At 42.0% G+C, this 22,978-nt stretch carries 24 protein-coding genes and 1 other RNA gene; 21 read left to right on the forward strand and 4 right to left on the reverse strand.

Annotated features, from left to right (window positions below; translation table 11 throughout):
• Positions 1-60 precede the first annotated feature (60 nt).
• Together FC60_RS04230 and recU are read right to left on the reverse strand one after the other, a co-directional pair.
• Positions 61-2,259: a PBP1A family penicillin-binding protein gene (locus tag FC60_RS04230; RefSeq protein ID WP_056937225.1), complete on the reverse strand. Its 2,199-nt coding sequence runs from the start codon at positions 2,257-2,259 to the stop codon at positions 61-63.
• Positions 2,252-2,881 carry a Holliday junction resolvase RecU gene (gene recU, locus FC60_RS04235; RefSeq protein ID WP_056937226.1) on the reverse strand — a complete coding sequence of 210 codons (630 nt, stop codon included), beginning with the start codon at positions 2,879-2,881 and terminating at the stop codon, positions 2,252-2,254. The genes FC60_RS04230 and recU overlap by 8 nt, the downstream gene beginning before the upstream one ends.
• A gap of 85 nt (positions 2,882-2,966) precedes the next feature.
• Here recU and FC60_RS04240 point away from each other — a divergent pair, with 85 nt between their 5' ends.
• From FC60_RS04240 to FC60_RS04255, 5 genes are all read left to right on the forward strand, one after another.
• Complete coding sequence (locus FC60_RS04240) at positions 2,967-3,563, forward strand: SLOG family protein (protein ID WP_056937227.1); 597 nt, start codon at positions 2,967-2,969, stop codon at positions 3,561-3,563.
• Between the two features lie 95 nt (positions 3,564-3,658).
• On the forward strand, positions 3,659-4,015 hold the full coding sequence (gene gpsB / locus FC60_RS04245; RefSeq protein WP_056937228.1) for a cell division regulator GpsB: 357 nt from the start codon (positions 3,659-3,661) through the stop codon (positions 4,013-4,015).
• A gap of 25 nt (positions 4,016-4,040) precedes the next feature.
• Positions 4,041-4,411: RNase P RNA component class B (rnpB, locus tag FC60_RS09285), an RNA gene on the forward strand.
• Positions 4,412-4,525: 114 nt separating this feature from the next.
• Positions 4,526-5,677: an ATP-binding protein gene (locus FC60_RS04250; protein ID WP_056937229.1), complete on the forward strand. Its 1,152-nt coding sequence runs from the start codon at positions 4,526-4,528 to the stop codon at positions 5,675-5,677.
• On the forward strand, positions 5,678-6,814 hold the full coding sequence (locus FC60_RS04255) for a THUMP domain-containing class I SAM-dependent RNA methyltransferase (RefSeq protein WP_056937230.1): 1,137 nt from the start codon (positions 5,678-5,680) through the stop codon (positions 6,812-6,814).
• A 78-nt stretch (positions 6,815-6,892) separates the two neighbouring features.
• On the opposite strand, the gene FC60_RS04260 is transcribed toward FC60_RS04255, so the two are convergent.
• Positions 6,893-7,285: a ribonuclease HI family protein gene (locus tag FC60_RS04260; protein ID WP_056937231.1), complete on the reverse strand. Its 393-nt coding sequence runs from the start codon at positions 7,283-7,285 to the stop codon at positions 6,893-6,895.
• Between the two features lie 29 nt (positions 7,286-7,314).
• On the opposite strand from FC60_RS04260, the gene FC60_RS04265 reads away from it, so the two are divergent.
• The 16 genes from FC60_RS04265 (at position 7,315) to hisC (ending at position 21,345) form a co-directional block, all read left to right on the forward strand.
• Positions 7,315-7,719 (forward strand): EbsA family protein, encoded by a 405-nt coding sequence (locus tag FC60_RS04265; protein ID WP_056937232.1) that lies wholly within the window; start codon positions 7,315-7,317, stop codon positions 7,717-7,719.
• Positions 7,720-7,722: 3 nt separating this feature from the next.
• Entirely contained in the window at positions 7,723-8,157 is a 435-nt protein-coding gene (gene lspA / locus FC60_RS04270; protein WP_056937233.1) for a signal peptidase II, read from the forward strand.
• Position 8,158: 1 nt separating this feature from the next.
• Positions 8,159-9,073, forward strand: coding sequence for an RluA family pseudouridine synthase (locus tag FC60_RS04275; RefSeq protein ID WP_056937234.1), 915 nt, complete (start codon positions 8,159-8,161; stop codon positions 9,071-9,073).
• Between the two features lie 18 nt (positions 9,074-9,091).
• Positions 9,092-10,165: a carbamoyl phosphate synthase small subunit gene (locus FC60_RS04280; RefSeq protein WP_056937235.1), complete on the forward strand. Its 1,074-nt coding sequence runs from the start codon at positions 9,092-9,094 to the stop codon at positions 10,163-10,165.
• A 1-nt stretch (position 10,166) separates the two neighbouring features.
• On the forward strand, positions 10,167-12,650 hold the full coding sequence (locus FC60_RS04285) for a carbamoyl phosphate synthase preATP-grasp domain-containing protein (RefSeq protein ID WP_056937236.1): 2,484 nt from the start codon (positions 10,167-10,169) through the stop codon (positions 12,648-12,650).
• Between the two features lie 70 nt (positions 12,651-12,720).
• Positions 12,721-13,551: a histidinol-phosphatase HisJ gene (gene hisJ / locus FC60_RS04290; RefSeq protein WP_056937294.1), complete on the forward strand. Its 831-nt coding sequence runs from the start codon at positions 12,721-12,723 to the stop codon at positions 13,549-13,551.
• A gap of 341 nt (positions 13,552-13,892) precedes the next feature.
• Complete coding sequence (locus tag FC60_RS04295) at positions 13,893-15,062, forward strand: ATP phosphoribosyltransferase regulatory subunit (RefSeq protein ID WP_056937237.1); 1,170 nt, start codon at positions 13,893-13,895, stop codon at positions 15,060-15,062.
• Complete coding sequence (hisG, locus tag FC60_RS04300) at positions 15,037-15,660, forward strand: ATP phosphoribosyltransferase (RefSeq protein WP_056937238.1); 624 nt, start codon at positions 15,037-15,039, stop codon at positions 15,658-15,660. Before FC60_RS04295 ends, hisG begins: the two co-directional genes overlap by 26 nt.
• 10 nt (positions 15,661-15,670) lie before the next feature.
• Positions 15,671-16,948 (forward strand): histidinol dehydrogenase, encoded by a 1,278-nt coding sequence (hisD, locus tag FC60_RS04305; protein ID WP_056937239.1) that lies wholly within the window; start codon positions 15,671-15,673, stop codon positions 16,946-16,948.
• Between the two features lie 12 nt (positions 16,949-16,960).
• Positions 16,961-17,545, forward strand: a complete 585-nt coding sequence (gene hisB / locus FC60_RS04310) for an imidazoleglycerol-phosphate dehydratase HisB (RefSeq protein WP_056937240.1) — start codon at positions 16,961-16,963, stop codon at positions 17,543-17,545.
• Positions 17,545-18,153, forward strand: a complete 609-nt coding sequence (gene hisH, locus FC60_RS04315; RefSeq protein WP_056937241.1) for an imidazole glycerol phosphate synthase subunit HisH — start codon at positions 17,545-17,547, stop codon at positions 18,151-18,153. The genes hisB and hisH overlap by 1 nt, the downstream gene beginning before the upstream one ends.
• Positions 18,150-18,875, forward strand: coding sequence for a 1-(5-phosphoribosyl)-5-[(5-phosphoribosylamino)methylideneamino]imidazole-4-carboxamide isomerase (gene hisA / locus FC60_RS04320; protein WP_056937242.1), 726 nt, complete (start codon positions 18,150-18,152; stop codon positions 18,873-18,875). The genes hisH and hisA overlap by 4 nt, the downstream gene beginning before the upstream one ends.
• Positions 18,865-19,623: an imidazole glycerol phosphate synthase subunit HisF gene (hisF, locus tag FC60_RS04325; RefSeq protein ID WP_056937243.1), complete on the forward strand. Its 759-nt coding sequence runs from the start codon at positions 18,865-18,867 to the stop codon at positions 19,621-19,623. The genes hisA and hisF overlap by 11 nt, the downstream gene beginning before the upstream one ends.
• Positions 19,620-19,928, forward strand: coding sequence for a phosphoribosyl-AMP cyclohydrolase (hisI, locus tag FC60_RS04330; protein WP_056937244.1), 309 nt, complete (start codon positions 19,620-19,622; stop codon positions 19,926-19,928). Before hisF ends, hisI begins: the two co-directional genes overlap by 4 nt.
• A gap of 3 nt (positions 19,929-19,931) precedes the next feature.
• Entirely contained in the window at positions 19,932-20,252 is a 321-nt protein-coding gene (gene hisE, locus FC60_RS04335) for a phosphoribosyl-ATP diphosphatase (RefSeq protein WP_056937245.1), read from the forward strand.
• A 19-nt stretch (positions 20,253-20,271) separates the two neighbouring features.
• Positions 20,272-21,345 carry a histidinol-phosphate transaminase gene (gene hisC / locus FC60_RS04340; RefSeq protein ID WP_056937246.1) on the forward strand — a complete coding sequence of 358 codons (1,074 nt, stop codon included), beginning with the start codon at positions 20,272-20,274 and terminating at the stop codon, positions 21,343-21,345.
• Positions 21,346-21,370: 25 nt separating this feature from the next.
• Here the strand turns inward: hisC and thrC are convergent, their stop codons facing one another.
• Positions 21,371-22,861 (reverse strand): threonine synthase, encoded by a 1,491-nt coding sequence (thrC, locus tag FC60_RS04345; RefSeq protein WP_056937247.1) that lies wholly within the window; start codon positions 22,859-22,861, stop codon positions 21,371-21,373.
• Positions 22,862-22,978 lie beyond the last annotated feature (117 nt).

The following is a 22,978-nucleotide window of genomic DNA, read 5'->3' on the forward strand; positions in this document are numbered from 1 at the left end:
TGTAAATCAATACCAGAAATTCTAGACCCTGAAAAATTTCCTCGGTAGCCTTTTTATCAATTATTGGCTATTAGAAGCAGCATTATTAGTGTTAGAATCGGTGGTTGATTGCGAATTTTGTGTAATCGTTTGAACCGATTCTGATAACATCGAGCTTGAAGCGCTGGACGTTGATTCTGATGAAGAACTTGAAGAATCACTACTGCTTGATGAAGAGCTAGTAGATGATGTTGAACTTCCAGATGCATACTCGATGCTGAATGGATAGGCCTTGAACATGTATTGGGTCACCCCTTGAACACTAACTGATTCAAGTGAACTTGGCATGGTCCAATTACTTGCATGGTTTTCACCATCAAGATATGACATCAGGGCCTTGTACAAGTATTGAGCTGAGTAGGCACCAGAATCCGTTAAGGTGTTCTTGTTGTCATCATATCCGGTCCATACCGAAATTGAGTAGTTCTTAGTGTAACCGGTCATCCAGGAATCCAGGATTCCACTGTTGTTGTTATTATCAGAAGCGTTGGTTGTCCCAGTCTTCCCAGCTTGGTTAACGCCACTGAGGTAAGCCAAAGTCCCACTACCATTACCTGTAAAGACTCCTTCAAGCATGTTAGTAATCATAAAGGCAGTTCCCTTGGTCATTGCCCGACTACCCTGTTTCTTGAAGTTGGTAGTTGTTCCTTCTTGAGTAGTAACTGAAGTAACATAGTAAGGTTCGTAGTATGTTCCGCCATTAGCAAATGCAGCATAGGCTGCAGCTTCTTGGAGTGGAGAGATATAAAGGGCAATCCCGCTTGAGTAGGTATAAGCCTTCTTTTGGGAGATACCCAGTCCCTTTAAGAACTTAGTGGCCTTGCTAATCCCAACAGCTTGTAGGGCCCGGATCGCAGGAACGTTTCGTGATTGGACTAGGGCCTGCCGCATAGTGATGTTCCCTTGGTACTTGTTATCAAAGTCTTTAATAGTACCCGTTGCATCAGGCCAAGTCATGGCAGTGTCTGACAAAACATGGAAGGTTGGCCAGTGAAGATATTCAATGGCGGGACCATAATCCATGAGTGGTTTAGCCGTCGAACCAGAAGAGCGGGTTTGTTGAACGGCCCGGTTATAACCATAAACCGTATTACTATCAAGCTTCCGACCACCCAACATGGCAATCACTTGTCCATTATGAGGATCGACGACGGCAACCCCGACCTGAACATTATCGCTCGGGAAGGAAACATTTTCGTTAGCATCATCGTAAAGTTCTTGTTGCGCATCTGTATCCAGACTGGTATGAACTTTAAGACTATCGGTAGTGGGGTTATAACCTTTATCTTCCAGTTCTTCAATAACTTGTTTGATATAGGCATCGACCACTGGTTCATCAACTTGAGAACTTGATGATTCAACATTCCCGTGAGATGAATCCAGTCCCTTAGTCACACTCTCTTTTTTGGCAGCGGCCGCTTGACTAGCGGTAATGTAACCATTGGTTTGCATGGCGTCTAGGACCACGTCCCGACGTTCCTTTGCATAGGTGGTGTTAGCTAAAGGATTGTATACAGAAGGTGATTGGGGAATCCCAGCTAGCATGGCGGTTTGGGCTAATGACAATTCGTCCAAGTCTTTACCATAGTAGTATTGAGCGGCGGTCTTCATCCCATAAACACCGTTCCCCATATAAACCTTATTTAAGTAGTAAGTTAAGATTTGATCTTTAGAGAATTTTTTGGTGATGTTATAGGCTAGCCAAGCTTCTTGAGCCTTTCGTTTAAAGGTTTGATCAGACTTAGCAGTTGAGAAAACCGATAGTTTGATCAATTGTTGGGTAATCGTACTCCCCCCTTGAACCCCATCAGATGTGCCGTGGAAAACATTAGAGAAGGCGGCTTTCACAATCCGAGTAGGCGAGATCCCAAGCTTTTCATGGTAGAAGTTCTTATCTTCAACCGCGACGACCGCATTTTTAAGGGTTTTAGGAAGTTCACTACTAGAAGCATACTGACGCTTTTGCGCTCCCAAACGAGAAACAACTTTCCCATTAGCGTCATAGATGGTGGTTCCAGTTTGGCTTTGTAAATCACTCTTGGTAATTGTTGGAGCACTCGAAGCATAGTAGAAGAAGAGGGCTGCACCTGCAATTACCAGCAAAACAAAAATACCAACTAGCCATAAAAAGATGCGTTTCCACAATGCTTTATGATCGACTAGGAAGTAGCCTAACCGTCGCCAAAACGATGGGCCAGAGGTATTGGGATTATTATTCATAATCGACTCCTTTATGTTTGATAGTTTCTAAGAGCTGATCAACAGCTGCTAAATAATCTAACCGTGGCTGCAAACCAAGTGCGATTGGGAAACCATCAGTTTGAATAGTGGTTAATAGAATGGACTTGCGTCCGCCAGTGTCTTGCTGGTCCCAAGCCTGAATTAACTTGGACGCCGGATAAAGATAGTTCTGGCCTAGATTGGTAAAGCGAATGATCGCAAAACAGATACCGCCTTGCTTTAGGCAATGGCGTAAGTGTTCAATTTGATGAGCATGAAAATTCTTTAATGGGAAAGAACTCTTATTACGAGTCTCTTTAGCATCGAAGTCAATGTAATGACCTTGATAAATGCCATTATAATCAGTAGTAGATGGTCGCCGGAAATAGGCTTCTCGGACAACCGCAGCACTTCGCCGGGGGTAATCAACCTTAACAAGTTGGATGGGCGTCGGCTTCTTATGAATGACAGCGCGATCAACGCTTAAATAATATTGATTACTTAGATTTAATTCATGCTCCAGGGTCATGCCCCGCTTTGCAGCAGACGAACCTAAGGCTTGCTGAGGTTGCTCTTGAGCTGGTCGCAGTGGTTGTTGACCCTGTGGATATTTAATCGCCATTCTAGTTCCTCCATTAACTATGTGATATATTATACCAAAGAATCATTTAATTTGCGAAAAACGCCGATTTAAAGGGGGTTAGCATGTGAAAAGAGTGTGGATTACGGGATATCGCGCGTATGAATTAGGGGCCTTTCAAGAAGACGATCCGAAGCAATTGGTAATTCAAACGGTTTTAAGCCAATTGATCCAGGACCGATTAAATCAGTCTGATGAGGAGACTTGGGTTATTAGCGGTCCGCAAATGGGAACCGAACGATGGGGATTAAAAACTGCTATTGCTTTAAAAAATGATTACGAACAACTTCGCGTTAGTATGTTATTACCGTTTGCTGACTTTGGGTCGAATTGGAATGAGGATAATCAACTGCGGTTAAGTGCGATTCGCGAGCAAATGGATTATCAAGGAGTAGTTTCTAATCAACCTTATCAGGGACCGCAGCAACTTCGTAATTATCAACGATTTATGTTCGAACACTCTGATGAATTAATTCTGGTCTTTGATCCAGAACAAGAATTAAATCCAGATCGACACAGTAAACCGTTTTGGGATTATCAAGCGGCCCAGAAATATCAAGAGACACAACCTACTTATCAAATTACTTTGGTGACCATGGATCAATTGCAAGATGCTGCGGAAGAATGGGCGCAGCGTCAAGCAGAGGATCACGATGAATTTTAAAAGGTAAGTTTTAGAGATTTATGTTAATATCATTGGTATTTAATAAAAACTTTGGTAAACTAACAAAGAGTTAAAATTTAAGCGAGGTGTTAATTTTGGATAACATTAACTTTACTCCACAAGATATTTTACAAAAACAATTCCAAGAAAAGAGTATTGGAAAAGGTTACGATCGAGAAGACGTAGACTCTTACCTTGATGACATTATTAAGGACTACAATACCTTTGAAAAGGAAATCAATCGTCTTCAAGACGAGAATGCTCGCTTAAAAACCAAGGTCGACGAATTGACTCGTCAGGTTGAAGCTGGTGGAAGTGGTGTAGCATCGGGTGATACCCAACCGCTTTCTGGGGCCACGAACGTTGATATTTTGAAGCGTTTGTCGAATTTGGAACGGCGCGTATTTGGTTCCCAATTAAACAATGGCGATGAAGACTCGCATTTGCTTTAATTTCGTATTATAATCTTTCTTTGTAAGCTTTGGGTAATCGAGCGTAGCAACTGTTACGTTAGGAAGGTCCATGCTCGCACAGGCTGCGATGCCTGTAGTGTTTGTGCTCGCTGAAAAAATAAGGCGGGGCACCCATTTGGGTGACGGCGGGAAAACCGGCTAAGGCTTTGGCTATGCCCTAGTATTCCTGAAAAGTGCCACAGTGACGATGTAGTAAGGGAAACCTTACTAGTGGAACGCGGTAAACCCCTCAAGCGGTAAACCCAAACATTGGTAGGGGAGCTTTGGATAACGAATTGAAGTGATTCCAGGGGAGTATCTTTGATACTGAGATAGATGATTACCACGGTATGATTGAACCTGCAATGATACTTTGACAAAACATGGCCTACAGAAGCTTACATTCAGGTGGGACTGGGAAGAAATTATTTTCTTCACCGGTCTTTTTTAATTCATTCGTGATTGGTCATATGATAAAATCGGGATGAATCAGTGAGAGGAGGAGTACAGATGTTTCAAACATCAGCTAATGTGCGTTCGATAACTGCTGAACAGTTAGTTCAACGTCACCTATTAATTGTAGGACAAACTGGTAGTGGTAAAACAACCTCCACTTTATCTTTATTAAGTGATTTACAGCAAGGTAGCCAAACAACGATTGTTTTTGACCCGACGGGAGAATATAGCAAACTGCCGAATACGATTACTTATCGTTTTGGTGACAATGCTTATCTTGATGTCGGTCAATTGTCAATTGAAGAACTGGCGGCCTTATTAGAATTAACAGACCTGCCTGCATCCACGAAACACTTGTTGCAAGAGGCTATTACTGCCTTACGATACCAATCCAATATTGCTAATAAGGCACAACCTTATCGATTTATGAATCGACCAGTAAAAGAATGGCAAAGGGCAATGCAACAATTAGGCCATTGGAGTGGGCACTACGAAATTAACCTGTTGGCTGATCAAATCATTGAATGTTTAGTTATACCGGCTTTGAATGGAAAACCGAACTATCACTTGATGGGGCAAGTGTATGCCCGAGAAGAGTTGCAAAAACTGTGGCCCTTGATTACAACTTTACGGACTCAATTAGGCGAAACCATCTTTCAAGAATTGTTCGCCACGCAATCCGGAAAACAGCTTCAATATGAGTTAAATTTTGTTTTGCAGATGTTTCTAAAACACCCCAGTCATCATCGGACCTTAGTGATTGATTTATCGTTATTAAAATATCTACCAGTGAGCCAACAGGTGGTTTTATCAGTGCTATTTAAACAAATTTTGCAATATCGGTTGAGTCAAGGGGCTAGTTTCCCTGTGCAAGTGGTGTTAGATGAAGCTCATCGCTACTTACCAACAGACGTTAAGGACTTGCCTAATAATGGAATTTTTCAATTAGCACGTGAGGGTCGGAAGGTACAAGTCGGATTGATTTTAACGACCCAATCACCATTAGATTTACCTGCTGTATTACGATCGCAATTTGCCCATCAGCTGATCCACCATTTAGGAAGTGTAGAAGAGTGGCACAGTTTATTGGCAAACACTCCTTATCAAACATTACCAACGGGTCAAGCAATCATTCATGGGCTAACCGGACAAATCGAAAAATGCCAAGTACAACTGCCGACTTGGTGGGAAAAAGAGGATGAATAAGTGACAGAATTTAAACTACTAGCTACGGCTGCTGCGGGAATTGAAGCCCTAGTTAATCGTGAATTAAAGGACCTTGGCTATCAAACGCAAACTGAAAACGGTCGCGTTCGGTTTCAAGGTGATATCAAAGCGATCGCCCAAACTAATTTGTGGTTGCGGACGGCTGATCGGGTCAAAATTATTGTGGGCGAATTTGATGCCAAAACATTTGATGACTTATTTGAACAGACTAAAGCTTTAGCATGGGAAGAATTACTACCGATTGATGCTAACTTTCCGGTTTCAGGCCGGAGTAGTCATCATTCCCAATTACATAAAGTGCCTAGCATCCAAGCAATCACCAAAAAAGCGATTGTAGAACGGTTAAGTATGGTCTATCATCGGCGGACTCGATTAACGGAGACTGGGAGCAAATATCCGATCGAAGTGGCTATCGACAAAGATCGTGTTTTATTAACTTTAGATACAACGGGAGATAGTCTTTTTAAACGTGGCTATCGTCAGGCTAAAGGGGCTGCACCGATGAAGGAGAACTTAGCGGCCGCTTTAGTGATGTTAGCACATTGGTTTCCTGATAACCCATTTGTAGATCCGGTCTGTGGTTCCGGAACGATTCCGATTGAAGCAGCGTTAATTGGTCATAATATTGCCCCAGGAATTAACCGGCATTTTATGATGGAGCAATGGTTAAACCTGACCCCGGCTGAATTATTAGATGAGGTCCGCGATGAAGCCGATGCCCAAGCTGATTATGATATTGAGTTAGACATCACGGGTTATGATATTGACCAATTAATGGTGGCAATTGCGCAACAAAATGCGCGCGCGGCTGGTTTAAGTCAGGATATCACCTTTAAACAATTGGCCTTAAAGGACTGGCGGACTGATAAACTGAACGGGGTGATTGTGGCGAATCCACCATACGGGGAACGGTTGAGTGATCAGGCTAACGTTCGAGAATTATACCGGCAAATGGGCCAGCTCTATCGACCAATGACTACTTGGAGTAAATATATTTTGACGGCTGATCTTGAGTTTGAGAAATTTTATGGGGCTCCCGCTACGAAAAAACGAAAATTATATAACGGTGCCTTGCGCACGGACTTGTTCCAATATTGGGGAAAGAAGCAACGATAAGTTGACTTTAAATTTTTGCTAAAATTAAACGGACTCGATAAGATTTTAAATCGCGAGTCCGTATTTTTGTTATAATATTCACGTGTGTGATTGATGCAAGGCTTGCAAAGCTAATTGATGAGCGCCGTGATTTAGTTTTTCGGGGATCCATTCGGTGACGACGGTTGGGTATTGGTCGATAAGCTCTAATAACTGACTTAATTCGGCAGCATATTTTTTAGCATAACCTTTACCAATGGCATCGCTGACTAATCGACTATCGGTATAAAAGAAAATGATCTGATCATTGGGCTTGAATTGAGCCAGTTGTTCAAAGGCCCAGCTAGCAGCTATAAATTCCGCATGATGATTATCGGTAGCTGGAAGTGAGTGACTAAATTGATGCTGTTGTCCATTAATGATGATGAGGCAACCGGCGCCAGCGGGACCGGGATTACCATTAACAGCAGCATCTGAATAAATTTTTATCATACGTATCCTTTCAAAGTGAGGGTTTCAAAATGACCGAAAAAAAGAAATACTTTTATCAACCAGATATTACAACGGCAATTATTGCCTGGTGTTGGACTTTCTTAATTTTAATTATTGGCGTCGTGATTTGGCTAGAAGTAACTACATTTAATTGGATTACTGCTGTTTTTCTGCTTGTCTTTGTGGTGATTAGTGCATTAGCAATTTTCCGTCGAACAATGATTGTAACTGAAGATCGATTAATTTTAAATCGGGTCTTACAACAAGATTATGCTGAAATTCCATTATCGGCGATTAAGCATTTATACTTTCGTAAAAATACAGTTGTTTTTACGGCTCATGGTGAGGTTATGACTTTTAGTATGTCGCGGCGCTCAATCCGTTCGTTAGAAACATTATTGAATAATCTGATGGCTAAGTCAAAGGAGGCTTAGACGATGTATTACGGGGGATTAGTAATTTTGCTTGTATTAGCCGACCAAACGATCAAATGGTGGGCAGCAAGCAACTTACAATTAGGTGATACGATTACCCTTATCCCAGGTTGGTTAGCTTTAACCAATGTTCATAATAATGGGGCGGCTTGGAGCATGTTAGAAGGCCAACACACCTTTTTTGTTGTGATTGCCTTAATCGCGATTGGGGTGATTTTATGGTTAATGAAACGTAACTGGCATCAAAAAGCCAAGATGGTGGCCCTGTCTTTATTATTAGCGGGCACTCTTGGTAATTTTATTGATCGTTTTGCGCAAGGTTACGTTGTTGATATGTTCGAGCTAACCTTCATTAATTTCCCAATCTTCAATATCGCAGATTGTTGTTTGACGCTTGGGGTCTTGATTTATATAGTGATTATCTTACGGGAGGATTAAGATGGCACCACAACATATCGTTGCCAATTCGACGATGCAGGGGCGATTGGATAAAGTTTTAGCTCAACATTTAACAGATATATCCCGATCACAAATCAAAAACTGGATTGATCAAGGACTGATAACAGTCAATCATCAGCAGGTTAAAGCTAAATATAATTTACTTGTAGGCGATCAAATTGAGATCACGCCACCTCAACCCAAAACGATTGATCTAACGCCAGAAGCAATGGATTTAGATATTGTTTATGAAGATGATGATGTCATCGTTGTTAATAAACCCCAAGGAATGGTGGTCCATCCGTCGGCAGGACATCCTAACCACACCTTGGTAAATGGACTTTTATACCATTCTCCTTTATCGACGATTAATGGCGAGTTTCGTCCTGGAATTGTCCATCGAATTGATAAGGATACCTCAGGTCTTTTGATGGTAGCGAAAAATGATCATGCTCATCAGTCGTTAGCAGCACAATTAAAAGCTAAAACGAATGAGCGCGAGTATCTAGCCTTAGTGCACGGGGTAATCAAAGAAGATGAAGGAAAAATCGACGCGCCAATTGGTCGGTCCTTAAAAGATTGGAAGCAACAAGCGGTTGTTGCTAATGGGAAATCAGCGGTGACGCATTTCAAAGTTTTGAAACGTTATCAACATTATACTTTGATTTCATGTCACCTTGAAACCGGGCGAACACATCAAATCCGGGTTCATATGAAATATATTAACCATCCTTTAGCTGGTGACCCACTCTATGGACCCCGTAAAACCTTACCGGGAAATGGGCAATACTTGCATGCCAGGACGTTGGGCTTTGTTCATCCAACTACGGGTAAATTAATGCGATTTTCCGCGCCATTACCAGATTGGTTTGAAAAAATAATTCAGTATTTAGACCGGACGGACGCCGTTCAATAAACGAAAGGGGGCGAAAACATGCCAGAGAAAGCACTGATTTTAGAGGATGGTACTATTTTTAATGGTCGCGAATTTGGTTCACCGGCCGTTTCTTTTGGAGAAGTGGTTTTTAATACGAGTATGACTGGCTATCAAGAATTGATTACCAATCAGGTTTATCATAATCAAATTGTTGTTTTCACCCAGCCAAATGTTGGTAATTTACCAATTCAGTCGAATATTTATGAATCAATTGAACCAACCATTAAAGGAGTGGTGGTCCGGAATGCGGGGATGATTGATCCTGATGATCGACGTAGTTTAGATTATTATTTAAAACGTCATAATATCCCTGGAATTACGGATATTGATACGCGCGCTCTGGTTCATCATTTGCGATCTTTAGGGCGTCCAGTTCGCGGGAGTTTAGTCCCGGTCGCTGATGAGCACGCTTTTGATCAATTAAATGCCACAGTGTTAACCAACCAACAAGTAGCACAGGTTTCAACGCCCAAACCATATCCTAATCCCGATGTGGGTCCCAGTGTGGTTGTGATTGATTTTGGCTTAAAAAATGGGATTTTACGGGAGCTAAGTCGGCGAAAGTGTAACGTAACCGTCTTGCCCTTTGATGTGACTGCTGAACAAATCATGCAACTAGATCCTGCCGGGGTGGTTTTAAGTTCAGGCCCTGGAGATCCGCATGCAATTAAGTCCAGTGTGATTGAAATGATTCAAAAAATTCAAGCAACGGTGCCATTATTTGCAATTGGTTTAGGGCATGAGTTGTTTGCTTTAGCCAATGAAACGGATAGTGAACGTTTGCCAATTGAATACCACGGTAATAATCACCCAATTCAAGAAATTGTGACGGATCATATTATCTATGCGCAACAAACCATGGGTTACCGAATTAAACGTTCAGCAGTTAACCGGCAACGCCTATTTATTACCTATGTTGATCTATTAACGGATAGTGTCATCGGCCTACGCCATAAGTATTATCCGGCCTTTTCGGTCCAATTCTTTCCTGATGGGGCTCCCGGGCCAGATGACGCTAACCCGTTATTTGATGAATTTGTTGAATTGTTAACGAAACGAAAGGAGCTTTAGGATGCCAAGTGCGCTATTAGTTGGTTCAGGACCAGATAATATGTACAGCGGAGATGAGCTGGATCTAACCGTGCTTAATATTGCGTCGGCTTTCAAAGCTCGGCAATGGGAAACCATCTTCGTTAATAACAATCCATTTTCCTATAGTCTGGATGCACAAGAATACATTGATTATCCAGAGATCCGTCCCTTAACAGTAGGTAATTTGGTGGCGTTAATTCATCAGTATCAACCAGATCTGATTGTGCCGACTATTGGGGGACGCTGGATTTTTGACTTAATGGAATCTCTGTCAGAAACGGGGATTTTTGAAGAGGTTAATACGAAATTGGCGGGAGTTAACTGGTCAGCCGTTCAGCAGACCAATAATCCTTCAAAATTAGAGCGGACGCTCAAACAAATTGACGTACCGATGAAAAACGTCCAGGTGGTCGATAATTATCAAGATGCTTATCTGATGGCGGAACAGTATGGCTTTCCATTAATTGTCCGGTCTTTATCACCGCGGGAGCATAGTTTTCGTCATATTGTCCATGATGATCAATCATTCCAAGAAACCTTTGCTGAAGCTTTAAAAGCATCCCGAATCCGCCGTGTATCCATTCAACAAAGTTTGCAAGGCCTCAAGGAAATTGAAACCGTCGTGGTGCGCGACCAATCAGGGACGTTAATGCAGATCGCGACAGTAGAAAATATGGACCCGATTGGCATTCATGCCGGGGATTCCTTTGCAGTGACGCCGGCCCAAACCTTGCTTGATCGGGAAATTCAAACTATTCGAAAGCTGGCCTTTAAGATTACGCGGCGGTTACGAATTGTGGGGGTTAACCATCTCCAATTTGCGGTTGATCGGGCTCATAACCGCATTTATGTAACGAAGGTGAGTCCCTATTTTGACCGAATTTCATCTTTTGTGGAATTGGCAACGGGTTATCCTTTATGTGAAGTAGTAGGGTTGTTATACACTGGCGAACGCTTACGTGAGATTAATCTTGGCGAACACTATGTCCCATTAACGGCTTTAACGGAGCCCTTGATGGATGCAACGGCAGTACGAATTCCCGTCTTTCCCAACTCGCAATTACCAACCGCTGATTGGCGGTTAGGGACACAAAAACGATCGATTGGTTCGGCGATTGGGATTGGACGGAGTTTGGTCGAAGCAGTTTTAAAGGCCTTAACCTATCAAGAAACGGATATGGGTAACCAACGATTAGCTATGGTTCAACAATTAACCGATGACCAGTTAGATCAGTTACTGATTCATCCTCAAAATAATCGTTTCTATACCCTAGTTGAGGCCCTACGACGAGGGTATACGAGTGACGAATTAGCCGAATTAACCCAAATTGATCCTTATTACTTTAATCAATTTAAATTAATTGTTCGTTTAGAACATCAATTGAAGACCCAAGAATTGACAGCTGATTTATTTCGTCAGGCTAAGTATTGGGGATTGCCAGATGTGACGATTGCGCGTTTGAGCCAAAAAAATTTGGATGAAATTAGTCAATTCCGTTCACAAGCTCAGATTAATCGAACCTTTAAAGAGATTGATCCGGCAGCAGGTGAGTTTGAACAACATTCTCGGACTTTTTATGCTACTTTTGAGATGGAAAATGAGAGTGTGGCGGGGGGAGCACCGCGGGCTTTAGTTATTGGTCCTGGACCCCGCGGTCTTGGAAATGGGACGGCTGATGATTACGTAACTGCGAAGATGTTAAAAACGCTTAAAGAAGCAGGATATGAGGTCATTGTTATTAACGACAATCCTAGTTCGGTCACCCTTTCATCTAAAATTGCTGATAAGGTTTATTTAGAACCGCGGACCAGTGAGTTAGTGAATGAAGTGGCCTATTTGGAACAACCGGAAGTGGTATTTGTTCCTCAATTAGCTCACGAAATAATTGACCATCTGAAACAATTAGATCTTAATTTCACCTTATTACCAATTCGGATGATTGATCGTCCGGTTCGGATTTTATTAAGCCAACCAACTTATGAAGCCCAAGTTTTATTTGATGGTCAGGTTACCTACCATTTAGGCGTCAATCAAGAATTACCAACAGCTGATGGAAGTGAGTATTTAGGCATCGACAAAATTTATCCGAGCGATTTAACTGCCGATCAGCATTTAAAGCTGAACCAGCTTTGTGATCAAGAAATGGGTCGCAATCATCGACCAGGAGTTTATCAATTAATCTTTACGAAGGATCATGATCAGTTCCAATTGATTAAGGTCCAACCAATTCCCGCGGCCGACATTGCGATGCTCGCAAAGGCCTTAAAACTAGATATTGTTGGCCTAGCTACCAAATTAAGCTTAGGAAAATTTGAAGAAGCCGAATTTGATCAATGGCAACCAAGTAATGATACTCGATCATTACATTATCAAGATGTTTTTCCATTTAAATCACTTCATTTACATGGACAACAGCCGTCAAAGCTGACTAGTATGGGAGCTAAAATCGAATATTTGAAATGATATGGAAAATCAGTCATTGTGAGATGGCTGATTTTTTTGTAGGATAAAAATAAAAATGGTGGTGATTAAGTTGAAAATAGAGGGACACTCACATACGGAACTATGTCCGCACGGTTCAGGTGATAGTCTTGAAGACATGGTGAAAAAAGCCATTCAAATGGGCTTTACAGATTATTGTGTGACTGAGCACGCCCCCTTACCGCATGGCTTTGTAGCGAAATTTGGGGGAGTTGAAGATGATTGGCAGACAGCTTCATTAGCGTATGAACAAGTCGAAAGTTATTTTAACTTAGTCGATCAAGTTCAGGCTAAGTATCAAGATCAAATTAAGCTGCATGTTGGTTTTGAAGTTGATTATGTAGAAGGTTTTGAAGCTGAAATTCGACAATTCCTAGATACCTATGGTCCACGAACGGATCAAAATATCCTGTCAGTACACTACCTACGTGGGGCGGATGGTTTGATTTATGGAGTTGATTATTCTCCTGAAGAGTTAAAAATGGGTTTTACGAATCTAGAAGATCAGCCGCACGCTTTTTATCAGCGTTATTTAAGGGTGATTAAACAGGCCATCTCAACTGATTTAGGGGACTATCAGCCGCAACGTTTGGGTCATTTGACTTTAATGCGGAAATATCAAGATTACTTTGCATTGCCGCAAGACTATAATGAACAAGAATGGCGGTTAATTAAGAATATTTTAATTTTGCTAAAAGATCAGGGGCGGCAACTAGATTTTAATTTAGCTGGTATGTATAAAGAATATTGTAATGACTTTTACCCCGGGGCTCGAATTGCAAAATTAGCGAAGGAACTAGGCGTGTCAATGGTCTATGGATCCGATGCGCACAGTATTAAAGAAGTTGGGCATGGTTATCATCTTTATGAGGCTTTTAAATAGTCCGAAATATTTGTTGACATTTGAATAGTTAACTAATATGATATTGACATAAATTAAATATCGATTAGAAAAAAGTGATGAGTAGACGAGTAAGTTGATCTAAGTTGTCCAGAGAGTTCCCGAGTAGCTGAAAACGGGGTGAACATTTCAACCGAACCACACCTATGAAGACTGATTAGTTGATTAAGACTAATTCGAACGGCTCGTTATCCCCCTTGAACTATTTGTTCAAACTGAGGTCCATTCTGTGAGGAATGGATGAACTTGAGGTGGAACCACGATCATACGTCCTCTTGCCATATGGCAGGGGGCGTATTTTTTTATCAAGAAAGGAGGGCCTTATGAATCAATATCGTTTACCAGTTGGCCTGAAAGACTATTATGGCAGTCGTCTCGACACCAAGGAGCAATTACGACATTATCTTTTCCAACGTTTTGACCAGCTTGGTTATCATAAGATTCAGACACCCTTACTGGAATACGAACCGGTTTTTGCTGAATACGAAACCGAGTCACGAGATCTTTATCGGGTGTTGGAAGCAGATGGCAATGTCTTGACTATCCGGCCTGATTTGACCTTACCAATTGCTCGTTTCTTATCAACGACTAATGTAGCATTGCCTAATAAATTCTCTTATGTGGGCGAATTTATGCAGCGTCATCGTGAATACCAAGGTTTCGAACGTGAACAGACCCAAGCCGGAATTGAATTAGTTGGTTATCCTTCCACGAAAGCGGAGTTCGAATGTCTGACAATTATTAATCAGATTAATCAGGATTGGTTTGATAATTCGTTGGTAATTGAGTTAGGGAGTGTTGACCTAGCTGAGGTAGTGTTAGATCAGGTGACGAAGGACCACGATCAGCGCCGTGTCATTAAACAAGCCCTTTTTCAAAAAAACTTACCGGTTTACGAAAAATTGATTGAGCCCTATTCATCTGGCCCAATTGGTACTTTTTTGAAAGAATGGACGTGGTTATTTGGCTCAAGTGCCGAAATTGAAGAACTATTCAAAGATTCAGGATTACCAGCTCCAGTCAAGAAAATCATTCAGCAGATCATTACCTTTGCCCAATTCATAACTAACTTACCGGGGCAATCGGTCATGATTGATTTAGCCAGTAAGGCACCGCAAAAATACTATACCGGATTGATTTTTAAAGCTTATACCGCCCAAAGTAATCAATATGTGATCAGTGGTGGTCGATATGATCAGTTATTAGCCAATGTTAATTCTAAAAATATTCCTGCTGTCGGGATGGGAATTAATATTCAAATGATGGCGGAGCTAATCAGCCCGACCACTCCAGCATCGCGGGTAGAGATCTATTGTCAGCAAGATCAATTATTTGCAGCTCAACAATTAGTTAATCAACATGTCAATTATGAATTGTCGTTAGCCGATAGCTTAAGAGAGGCCCGATCATTAGCCCATCAACACCAGCGTCAACTGATGATTTTAAATGAAAAGGGAGAATTAATAAATGATCTTGAAAATCGCACTAACTAAAGGACGGGTCGAAGAACAATTTATGGAATTGCTCGAAAAATTGCAGATTGATATCACCCCCTTTCGAAATAAACAACGGAAATTAATTATCGATCTCCCTGGTTATCAATTTATCCTGGCCAAAGGACCGGACGTGATGACCTTCGTTAATCGAGGAGTGGTTGATTTAGGTATTGTCGGATCTGACCTGTTAATGGAGCAGGGAAATGAAAAAAACGAACTGATGGATCTAAAAATAGGTCAATGCCAATTCATTTTAGCTTCGGTAGCTGGGTTTGATGTTAATGCGCCAGGTCGAAAGACCATCGGCACTAAGTACCCCCGAGTGGCGGCCCGCTATTTTGATCGATTGGGCCAAGATGTCGAAATAATTAAGATTGAAGGTTCAGTTGAATTAGCGCCGTTAATTCAATTAACGGATGCCATTATTGATATTACGGAAACCGGGACGACCCTCCGGGAAAATAATTTAGTGGTCTATGATCGCTTAACTAAGGTGTCAACCAGATTAGTGGCTAATACGATGGCCCTGCGACATAAGAAAACCGCTATTTTAAATTTTATGCACGAATTATCTAGCGTCATTCCAGAAAGTTGAGGATAACCGAATGAAAATTTATCAAGAAGATTTAGCCACCATGAAACGCATCGTTGATGACTACACACAAGAGACGGTCGACTTTGAAATTGAACAGACTGTCCAAACTATCATCCAAAATGTAATTAAAAATGGTGATCAAGCGCTGAAAGATTACAGTAAAAAATTTGATCAAGTTGATTTAGATAAGTTATTGGTTGAGCCCAGCGAATTAGAAGCGGCTTACGGCACCATTGATGACGATCTAAAGGCATCGCTCTTAACGGCTAAGGATAATATTACGGCCTTTCATGAATTAGAAAAGGAAACGGGCTTTGTGGATGTCTCAACTCCCGGAATTGTACGTGGTCAAAAACTAACCGCTCTTAAACGAGTGGGCTTATATGTGCCAGGTGGGACAGCTGCTTACCCTTCCACGATTTTGATGAATGCAATTCCAGCTAAAATTGCGGGAGTTCAAGAATTAGTGATGATTACGCCTCCACAAAAGGATGGTATTAATCCGGCAGTTTTAGCGGCAGCTAAGATTGGGGGAGTCGATGCCGTTTATCAGGTTGGTGGAGCACAAGGAATTGCGGCCTTAGCATATGGAACCGAAACGATTCCGGCGGTCGATAAAATTGTGGGGCCAGGAAATATTTTTGTTGCGACCGCGAAAAAACAGGTCTTTGGCCAAGTCGCAATTGACATGGTAGCTGGCCCTTCAGAAATCGGTATTTTGGCTGACGCCAATGCTAGACCAAGTGAACTGGCAGCGGATTTATTATCCCAAGCAGAACATGACCGCCGGGCACGAGCCATGTTGGTAACGGATAGCCTTGACTTAGCACAAGCAGTTTCAAAAGAGGTTGATCAGCAGTTGACAACCCTACCCCGTCAGGAAATTGCCCAAGCCGCCATCAATGATCGCAGCTTTATTGCTGTTATGCCAAAAGTGACGGAAATGTTTGATTTAATGAATGCCATTGCACCAGAACATTTAGAAATCGCCTTTGATAACCCGAGTCAATATTTAGGTTTGGTTGAAAATGCCGGTTCGGTTTTCTTAGGGCGATTTTCGACAGAACCGCTTGGGGATTACTTAGCAGGACCCAATCATGTGTTACCAACCGGCGGGACGGCTCGTTTTTCTTCGCCCTTGGGCGTCTACGATTTTGTGAAGCGGACGCAGTTCTTACAATATTCAGCCGAACAATTGGCAAATGTTGCTGATAAAGTCACAAAATTTGCACGTACGGAAGGACTTGAAGCACACGCGCGGGCAATTGAAGCAAGGTTTAAGGATTAGGAGGACACGGCAATGCGGACAGCCACGATTACTCGTCAAACTGGTGAAACCAAAATTACGGTTGAACTAAATTTAGATCAGCAAACCGGAGTAGCCATCCAAACCGGGATCGGTTATTTCGATCACATGTTAAATTTATTTGCTAAGCATGGCCGCTTTGGCCTGAGGGTCACGGCTCAGGGAGATTTAGAAGTTGATGCTCACCATACGGTCGAAGATACGGGAATTGTACTTGGAGAATGTTTTAAGCAGGCTTTAGGCGTCAAATCCCAGATAGAACGTTATGGTGACGCATGGGTCCCGATGGATGAAGTATTGGCCCAAGTAGTGGTGGACTTAAGTGGGCGATCCTACCTAGTTTTTGATAGCGAGTTTGAAAATCCGCGGTTAGGTGATTATGAAACCGAAGTAACGGAAGACTTTTTCCAAGCCGTCGCCTTTGCGGCCGAAATGAATCTACATGCGCGTATTTTATATGGCCGAAATACGCACCATAAAATTGAAGCGCTCTTTAAAGCGTTTGCGCGGGCAATGCGCAAGGCCGTTACTATTAATCCCGAAATCGTGGGTGTTAATTCCACGAAAGGGGTGATCTGATGATTGCCATTATAGATTACGGCGCAGGGAACACTTTTAATGTTCAAAAAGCTTTTGATTTTTTAGGGGTTGAAACCATACTAACTAGTGACCCCAAGGTAATTGATCAATCTTCGGCTTTAATTTTACCTGGAGTGGGGGCTTTTAAAGCGGCAATGGATAACTTACAAGCGGCTGGCCTAGTCGAAATTATTAAAACTACAGTGGCTAATGGCAAACCTTTGCTAGGAATTTGTTTGGGCATGCAGATGCTGTTTAATTATTCAGAAGAGTATGGTCAGACTGCTGGCCTTGGTTTGATTCCCGGCAAGGTTGTAGCGATTCCCGATGGCGATTTATTGGTTCCGCAAATGGGATGGAACCAACAAATTCTCCATAATTCATCGAGTGTCTTCAAAGAAGTGGCGAATCAGTATACTTATTTTGTTCATTCTTATTATGCCCAAACTGATCCCCAATATATTACCTCAACGGTTGAGTATGGCGTTCAAGTGCCAGCGATTGTGGAACATGATCAAGTAATTGGGATGCAATTTCACCCTGAAAAAAGTGGTCAAGTTGGCTTACAGTTACTGAAAGATTTTGTGGAAAAGGTGGTGACAAAATGATTATTCCAGCCATTGATATGCAAAATGGGAGAAGCGTTCGTCTCTACCAAGGTGATTTTGCGGCGGAAACCTTAATTAATGAGTCGCCTTTACAACAAGCTCATCAATATCAGGCGGCCGGCATTCGCGTCATTCATCTGGTTGATCTTGATGGAGCCAAAGTCGGTCATCCGGTTAATCAAGCAATTGTTGAAACGATTACTCATCAATTTTCCGGTCAAGTTGAAATTGGAGGCGGAATTCGGACGGTTAAGGATGTTCAAAGCTACTTCGAGATAGGGGTTGACCGAGTTATTTTAGGTTCGATTGCTTTAAAAGATCCGGATTTAACCAAAAATCTCTTAGCTCAATACGGTGGAGAAAAAATTGTGATCGGTGTTGATGGTCAAAATGGTCAAGTGGCGACGGAAGGTTGGTTAGATCAATCACAAGTTGCCATGGGGGATTTAATTGGTCAAATGGTGGCAGCGGGTGCCAAGCACTTTATTGTGACTGACGTTAGTCGCGATGGGGCAATGCAAGGACCCAATGTGAAATTATTAGCTGACTTGCAAGCTCGTTTTACGGGGGCAAACATTATTGCTTCTGGAGGAATTCGGGATTTAAATGATATTAAGGAATTACAAAAGCAAGGGATTCATGATAGTGTGGTTGGTCGATCCCTATATGAAGGGACGATTAGTCTCGCGGAGATTGCAGAGGTGAACCGTCATGTTAGCTAAACGAATTATTCCTTGTCTTGATGTAGATAATGGTCGAGTCAAAAAGGGCGTTAATTTTGTTAATTTGACCGATGTTGGGGATCCAGTCGAAATTGCGCGCGCCTATGAACAACAGGGAGCTGACGAGCTAGTCTTTTTGGATATCACTGCGACCAATCAACATCGTCATCCAATTACCGAAACCGTTGAAGCGGTTTCTCGACAGGTTTTCATGCCCCTTACTGTTGGTGGAGGAATAAATACCTTGGATGATATCCAAGCCTTGTTACGGGCCGGAGCAGATAAAGTATCGATTAATTCTGCCTCAGTCAAGAATCCAGACTTAATTTCTCAAGCGGCTCAACGCTTTGGGAATCAGTGTGTTGTGGTCGCCATTGATGTAAAGACCGATCCCCAAAGTGGCCAAAAACTGGTTTATACACATGGTGGTCAACAAGCAACCAATTTAGAAGCTATTGCTTGGGCAAAAGAGGTGGTGCAACGTGGTGCTGGTGAATTATTAGTGACCAGTATGGATCATGATGGCACTAAACAGGGCTTTGATGTTGATTTCTATCGGCAACTGACGGCGGCCGTTGAGGTACCCGTGATTGCTTCTGGGGGTGCCGGTAAAGTAGAAGATTTTGCCCAAGTTTTCCTACAGTCAAAGGTTACCGGAGCGCTAGCGGCATCTGTTTTTCATTTTGGCGAATTAAATATTAAAGAGGTCAAAGATTATGTTCGTTCCCAAGGGGTGGTGATGAGATGAAGCCTAAATTTACGGATGGCTTATTAACTACCGTGGTTGTTGATGATGCCACTGGTGATGTCTTAATGGTGGCTTGGATGAATGAAGAAAGTTATCAGTTGACTCTGTCGAGCCATGAAACCTGGTTTTGGTCGCTGTCTCGCCAAGAACTATGGCATAAGGGGGCGACTAGCGGCAATACTCAGACCGTTGTTTCGATGACGCTCGATTGTGATGGTGATACCTTATTAGTTCGGGTGAATCCGGCAGGCCCAGCCTGTCATACGGGAGCTCGTTCCTGTTTTTTTAATCAAGTGGAGGCTTAAGAGATGCAAGATTTAGCACAATTATATGAATTAGTTTTAAACCGGAAAAATAATCCCCAAGTCGGTTCCTATACTGACTATTTATTTACGAAAGGACTAGATAAGATCCTTAAAAAGATTGGTGAAGAGGCGACCGAAGTCATTGTGGCCGCCAAAAATCCTGACAAGAGTGAATTGCAATATGAAACTGCGGACCTACTGTATCATCTGATGGTGTTGTTAGTAGAACAAGGCGTTTCATATGACGATATTAAGCGTGAACTAGCATCACGAGAAGGTTTAATGTCCAAAACTCAAGAACGGCGAGAAATTAAAGAATACTAGAAAATGGGAGGCGTGATTAATGAAAGAAAGTATTAAACATCTCAAGAGCTATGAACCAGAAACGTCGGTAGAAGAGGTCAAAGCAGAATATCATTTGGATCGGATCGTGCGCTTATCAGCAAATGAAAATCCATATGGGACCTCACCAAAGGTTAAGGAAGCCATTTTAAATTGGGGCTTTGATGGTAATTACTATCCTGATTCGGAATCAAAGGTTTTACGGAATCAAATTGCTAATTATTGGTCCTTATCACCGGATCAACTTATTTTTGGCGTTGGTTTAGATGAAATTTTAGAATTGATTTCGCGGACTTTTTTAACGCCAGGCGATGAAGTAGTGGTTCCCGATCCAACTTTTTCTGAATATGCTCTACATGCAGAAATTGAAGGGGCCAAGGTGGTTAAAGTTCCAATTAATGCAGAGACGGGCCATAATGATTGGTCTGCCATGACCAAGGCCGTTACTCAACAAACTAAATTAGTCTGGCTTTGTAATCCTAATAACCCGACTGGAGTCATCGAAAGTCGGGCAGATATCCAAGCTTTCCTTGATCAAGTTCCGTCTGACACTTTAGTTTTAGTTGATGAAGCTTATATGGATTTCGCTGATGGGGCTCAGGATATGACCTGTTTTCCATTGTTGAGTCAGTATCCAAATTTAGCTGTTTTACGGACTTTTTCAAAGGCATATGGTCTGGCCGGTTTTCGGGTTGGTTTTATCGCCATGGCTCCGCAGTTAGCACAATATATGCAAATGATTCGGTTGCCATATAATATCCCGACAGTCTCGCAAATTGCTGCGCAAGCAGCCTTTGCTGACCAAGTCTTTGTCGATCAAGTGGTTGCTAAAAACCGGGTTGAACGGCAACGTTGGATGGACTTTTTTGATCAAATGGGTGTAAAGTATTTCCCAAGTCAAACCAATTTTATTTATTATCGGGTGGATGATGAGCAAGGCTTAGCCGAGGCCTTATTATCCCAAGGGTATCAAATTCGACGTGGCTTCCAGACACATTGGTTAAGAAATACCATTGGCTTGTCGGCTGACAATGATCAGATGATGGCCATTACTAAAGAGTTTTTAAAGGCATAATAAAAGCGCCCAACGGGCGCTTTTATTAGTTTAGATCTAAAATATCGCTAATTTTGGCTTTCATTTCTGCTGGTTTAACAACCGTTTCCGTCCGGTGATCAGGGCCAAAGACGGTTTGAATCCCGGCTGGAGGAGTCGTTTGTAAGTATTTCTCAAGTTGTTTAATGGCAGGCAAGCCGGCTTCTTCAACTTCATGATCATTTAAAGCTTGGTAAACTGTTTCTGGGAATTTGTAAGGACTAGCTGTTGCCACTACGATCATTGGGGTCGAATCACCGGTTTCCTTTTGATATTGATGGGCCACATATGATCCAACAGCGGTGTGGGGGTCAAGCGCATAGTGATCGGCTGTAAAGACTCGTTTAATTTCTGCACGGATCTCATCTTCACTAGCAAAGCCAGCCGCAAAATCGCTAAGTCGATCATAAACTTTTGCAGGTAGTTGATAATGACTTTCCGTCGTTAATTGATCCATTAATTGGCTAATTAATTCGTAATCTTGATCAGCGGCGTCGAATAATAAACGCTCCAAATTACTTGAGACCAAAATATCCATAGAAGGTGAGATTGTAACGTTAAAATCACGCCGTTTATCATACTCACCAGTTTTAAAGAAGTCAGTTAATACATTGTTGGAATCGGAAGCACAGATTAGCTTATTGATTGGCAGGCCAAGTTTTTTCGCATAGTAACCAGCTAAAATATCTCCAAAGTTCCCAGTTGGGACACTGAAATTGACCTTATCGCCTACTTGAATTACTTCACGCTGCACTAGTTGAGTATAAGCGTTGAAATAGTAGGTAATTTGCGGGATTAAGCGACCAATGTTCATCGAGTTAGCAGATGAGAACTGATCATGATGAATCAATAATTGTTCCCGGAAATCCGGATCGTTAAAGATCTGTTTAACGTAGGTTTGGGCATCGTCAAAGTTACCCTCAACGGCGACAATATTAAGATTATCGCCAGGTTGAGTAAACATTTGTTTTAATTGAATTGGGGCCACCCCGTTGTGTGGATAAAAGACAATTACTTGCGTTCCGTCAACATCTTGAAAACCACACATGGAAGCTGTTCCAGTATCCCCAGAAGTAGCAGTTAGAATGACGATTTTGCGATCAACCTTTTCTAGTTTAATAGCATTCGTCATTAAGTGAGGCAATGTTTGTAAAGCGACGTCCTTAAAGGCGAGCGTAGGGCCATGGAATAGTTCCAAATAGTATTGACCAGCATGGTCGTCGCTCACTGGGGTAATCGTTTGGTCATCCCAGTGATCACCGTAAGCTGCGGCGACAATTTGATCTAATTGTTCGGCTGAATAATCATCAAAAAACCAACCAAGTACTTGACGAGCTTGTTCCTGGTAGGTTAACTTAACAAATTCTGATAAATTAATGTTCGGTTTTGGAAAGTCGACCGGGACAAACAAACCACCATCATTAGCAAGGCCTTGAATCACCGCTTGGGAAGAAGATAAGGTCTGGTCAGTTGTGCCACGGGTACTTCGGTATTGCATAATATTCCTCCAAAAATGCGAATTAATACGAACTATTTTTAAGTATTATATCCTAATTGTACTGATATCAAAAGTGGTTTATGATAAACTAATAAAAAATTAACTTGAGGAGATCAG

This window comes from Limosilactobacillus gastricus DSM 16045 (assembly GCF_001434365.1).
Classification (GTDB): Bacteria; Bacillota; Bacilli; order Lactobacillales; family Lactobacillaceae; genus Limosilactobacillus; species Limosilactobacillus gastricus.

Bases quoted from the DNA above. Each gene is read 5' to 3' on its own strand.
- recU (WP_056937226.1), bottom strand. From the start codon at position 2,881: ATGGCGATTAAATATCCACAGGGTCAACAACCACTGCGACCAGCTCAA.
- FC60_RS04265 (WP_056937232.1), top strand. From the start codon at position 7,315: ATGACCGAAAAAAAGAAATACTTTTATCAACCAGATATTACAACGGCA.
- hisA (WP_056937242.1), top strand. From the start codon at position 18,150: ATGATTATTCCAGCCATTGATATGCAAAATGGGAGAAGCGTTCGTCTC.
- FC60_RS04250 (WP_056937229.1), top strand. From the start codon at position 4,526: ATGTTTCAAACATCAGCTAATGTGCGTTCGATAACTGCTGAACAGTTA.
- hisE (WP_056937245.1), top strand. From the start codon at position 19,932: ATGCAAGATTTAGCACAATTATATGAATTAGTTTTAAACCGGAAAAAT.
- FC60_RS04295 (WP_056937237.1), top strand. From the start codon at position 13,893: ATGAATCAATATCGTTTACCAGTTGGCCTGAAAGACTATTATGGCAGT.
- hisG (WP_056937238.1), top strand. From the start codon at position 15,037: ATGATCTTGAAAATCGCACTAACTAAAGGACGGGTCGAAGAACAATTT.
- FC60_RS04230 (WP_056937225.1), bottom strand. From the start codon at position 2,259: ATGAATAATAATCCCAATACCTCTGGCCCATCGTTTTGGCGACGGTTA.
- FC60_RS04275 (WP_056937234.1), top strand. From the start codon at position 8,159: ATGGCACCACAACATATCGTTGCCAATTCGACGATGCAGGGGCGATTG.
- hisF (WP_056937243.1), top strand. From the start codon at position 18,865: ATGTTAGCTAAACGAATTATTCCTTGTCTTGATGTAGATAATGGTCGA.
- FC60_RS04260 (WP_056937231.1), bottom strand. From the start codon at position 7,285: ATGATAAAAATTTATTCAGATGCTGCTGTTAATGGTAATCCCGGTCCC.
- hisD (WP_056937239.1), top strand. From the start codon at position 15,671: ATGAAAATTTATCAAGAAGATTTAGCCACCATGAAACGCATCGTTGAT.
- hisC (WP_056937246.1), top strand. From the start codon at position 20,272: ATGAAAGAAAGTATTAAACATCTCAAGAGCTATGAACCAGAAACGTCG.
- thrC (WP_056937247.1), bottom strand. From the start codon at position 22,861: ATGCAATACCGAAGTACCCGTGGCACAACTGACCAGACCTTATCTTCT.
- FC60_RS04280 (WP_056937235.1), top strand. From the start codon at position 9,092: ATGCCAGAGAAAGCACTGATTTTAGAGGATGGTACTATTTTTAATGGT.
- hisH (WP_056937241.1), top strand. From the start codon at position 17,545: ATGATTGCCATTATAGATTACGGCGCAGGGAACACTTTTAATGTTCAA.
- lspA (WP_056937233.1), top strand. From the start codon at position 7,723: ATGTATTACGGGGGATTAGTAATTTTGCTTGTATTAGCCGACCAAACG.
- hisI (WP_056937244.1), top strand. From the start codon at position 19,620: ATGAAGCCTAAATTTACGGATGGCTTATTAACTACCGTGGTTGTTGAT.
- FC60_RS04285 (WP_056937236.1), top strand. From the start codon at position 10,167: ATGCCAAGTGCGCTATTAGTTGGTTCAGGACCAGATAATATGTACAGC.
- hisB (WP_056937240.1), top strand. From the start codon at position 16,961: ATGCGGACAGCCACGATTACTCGTCAAACTGGTGAAACCAAAATTACG.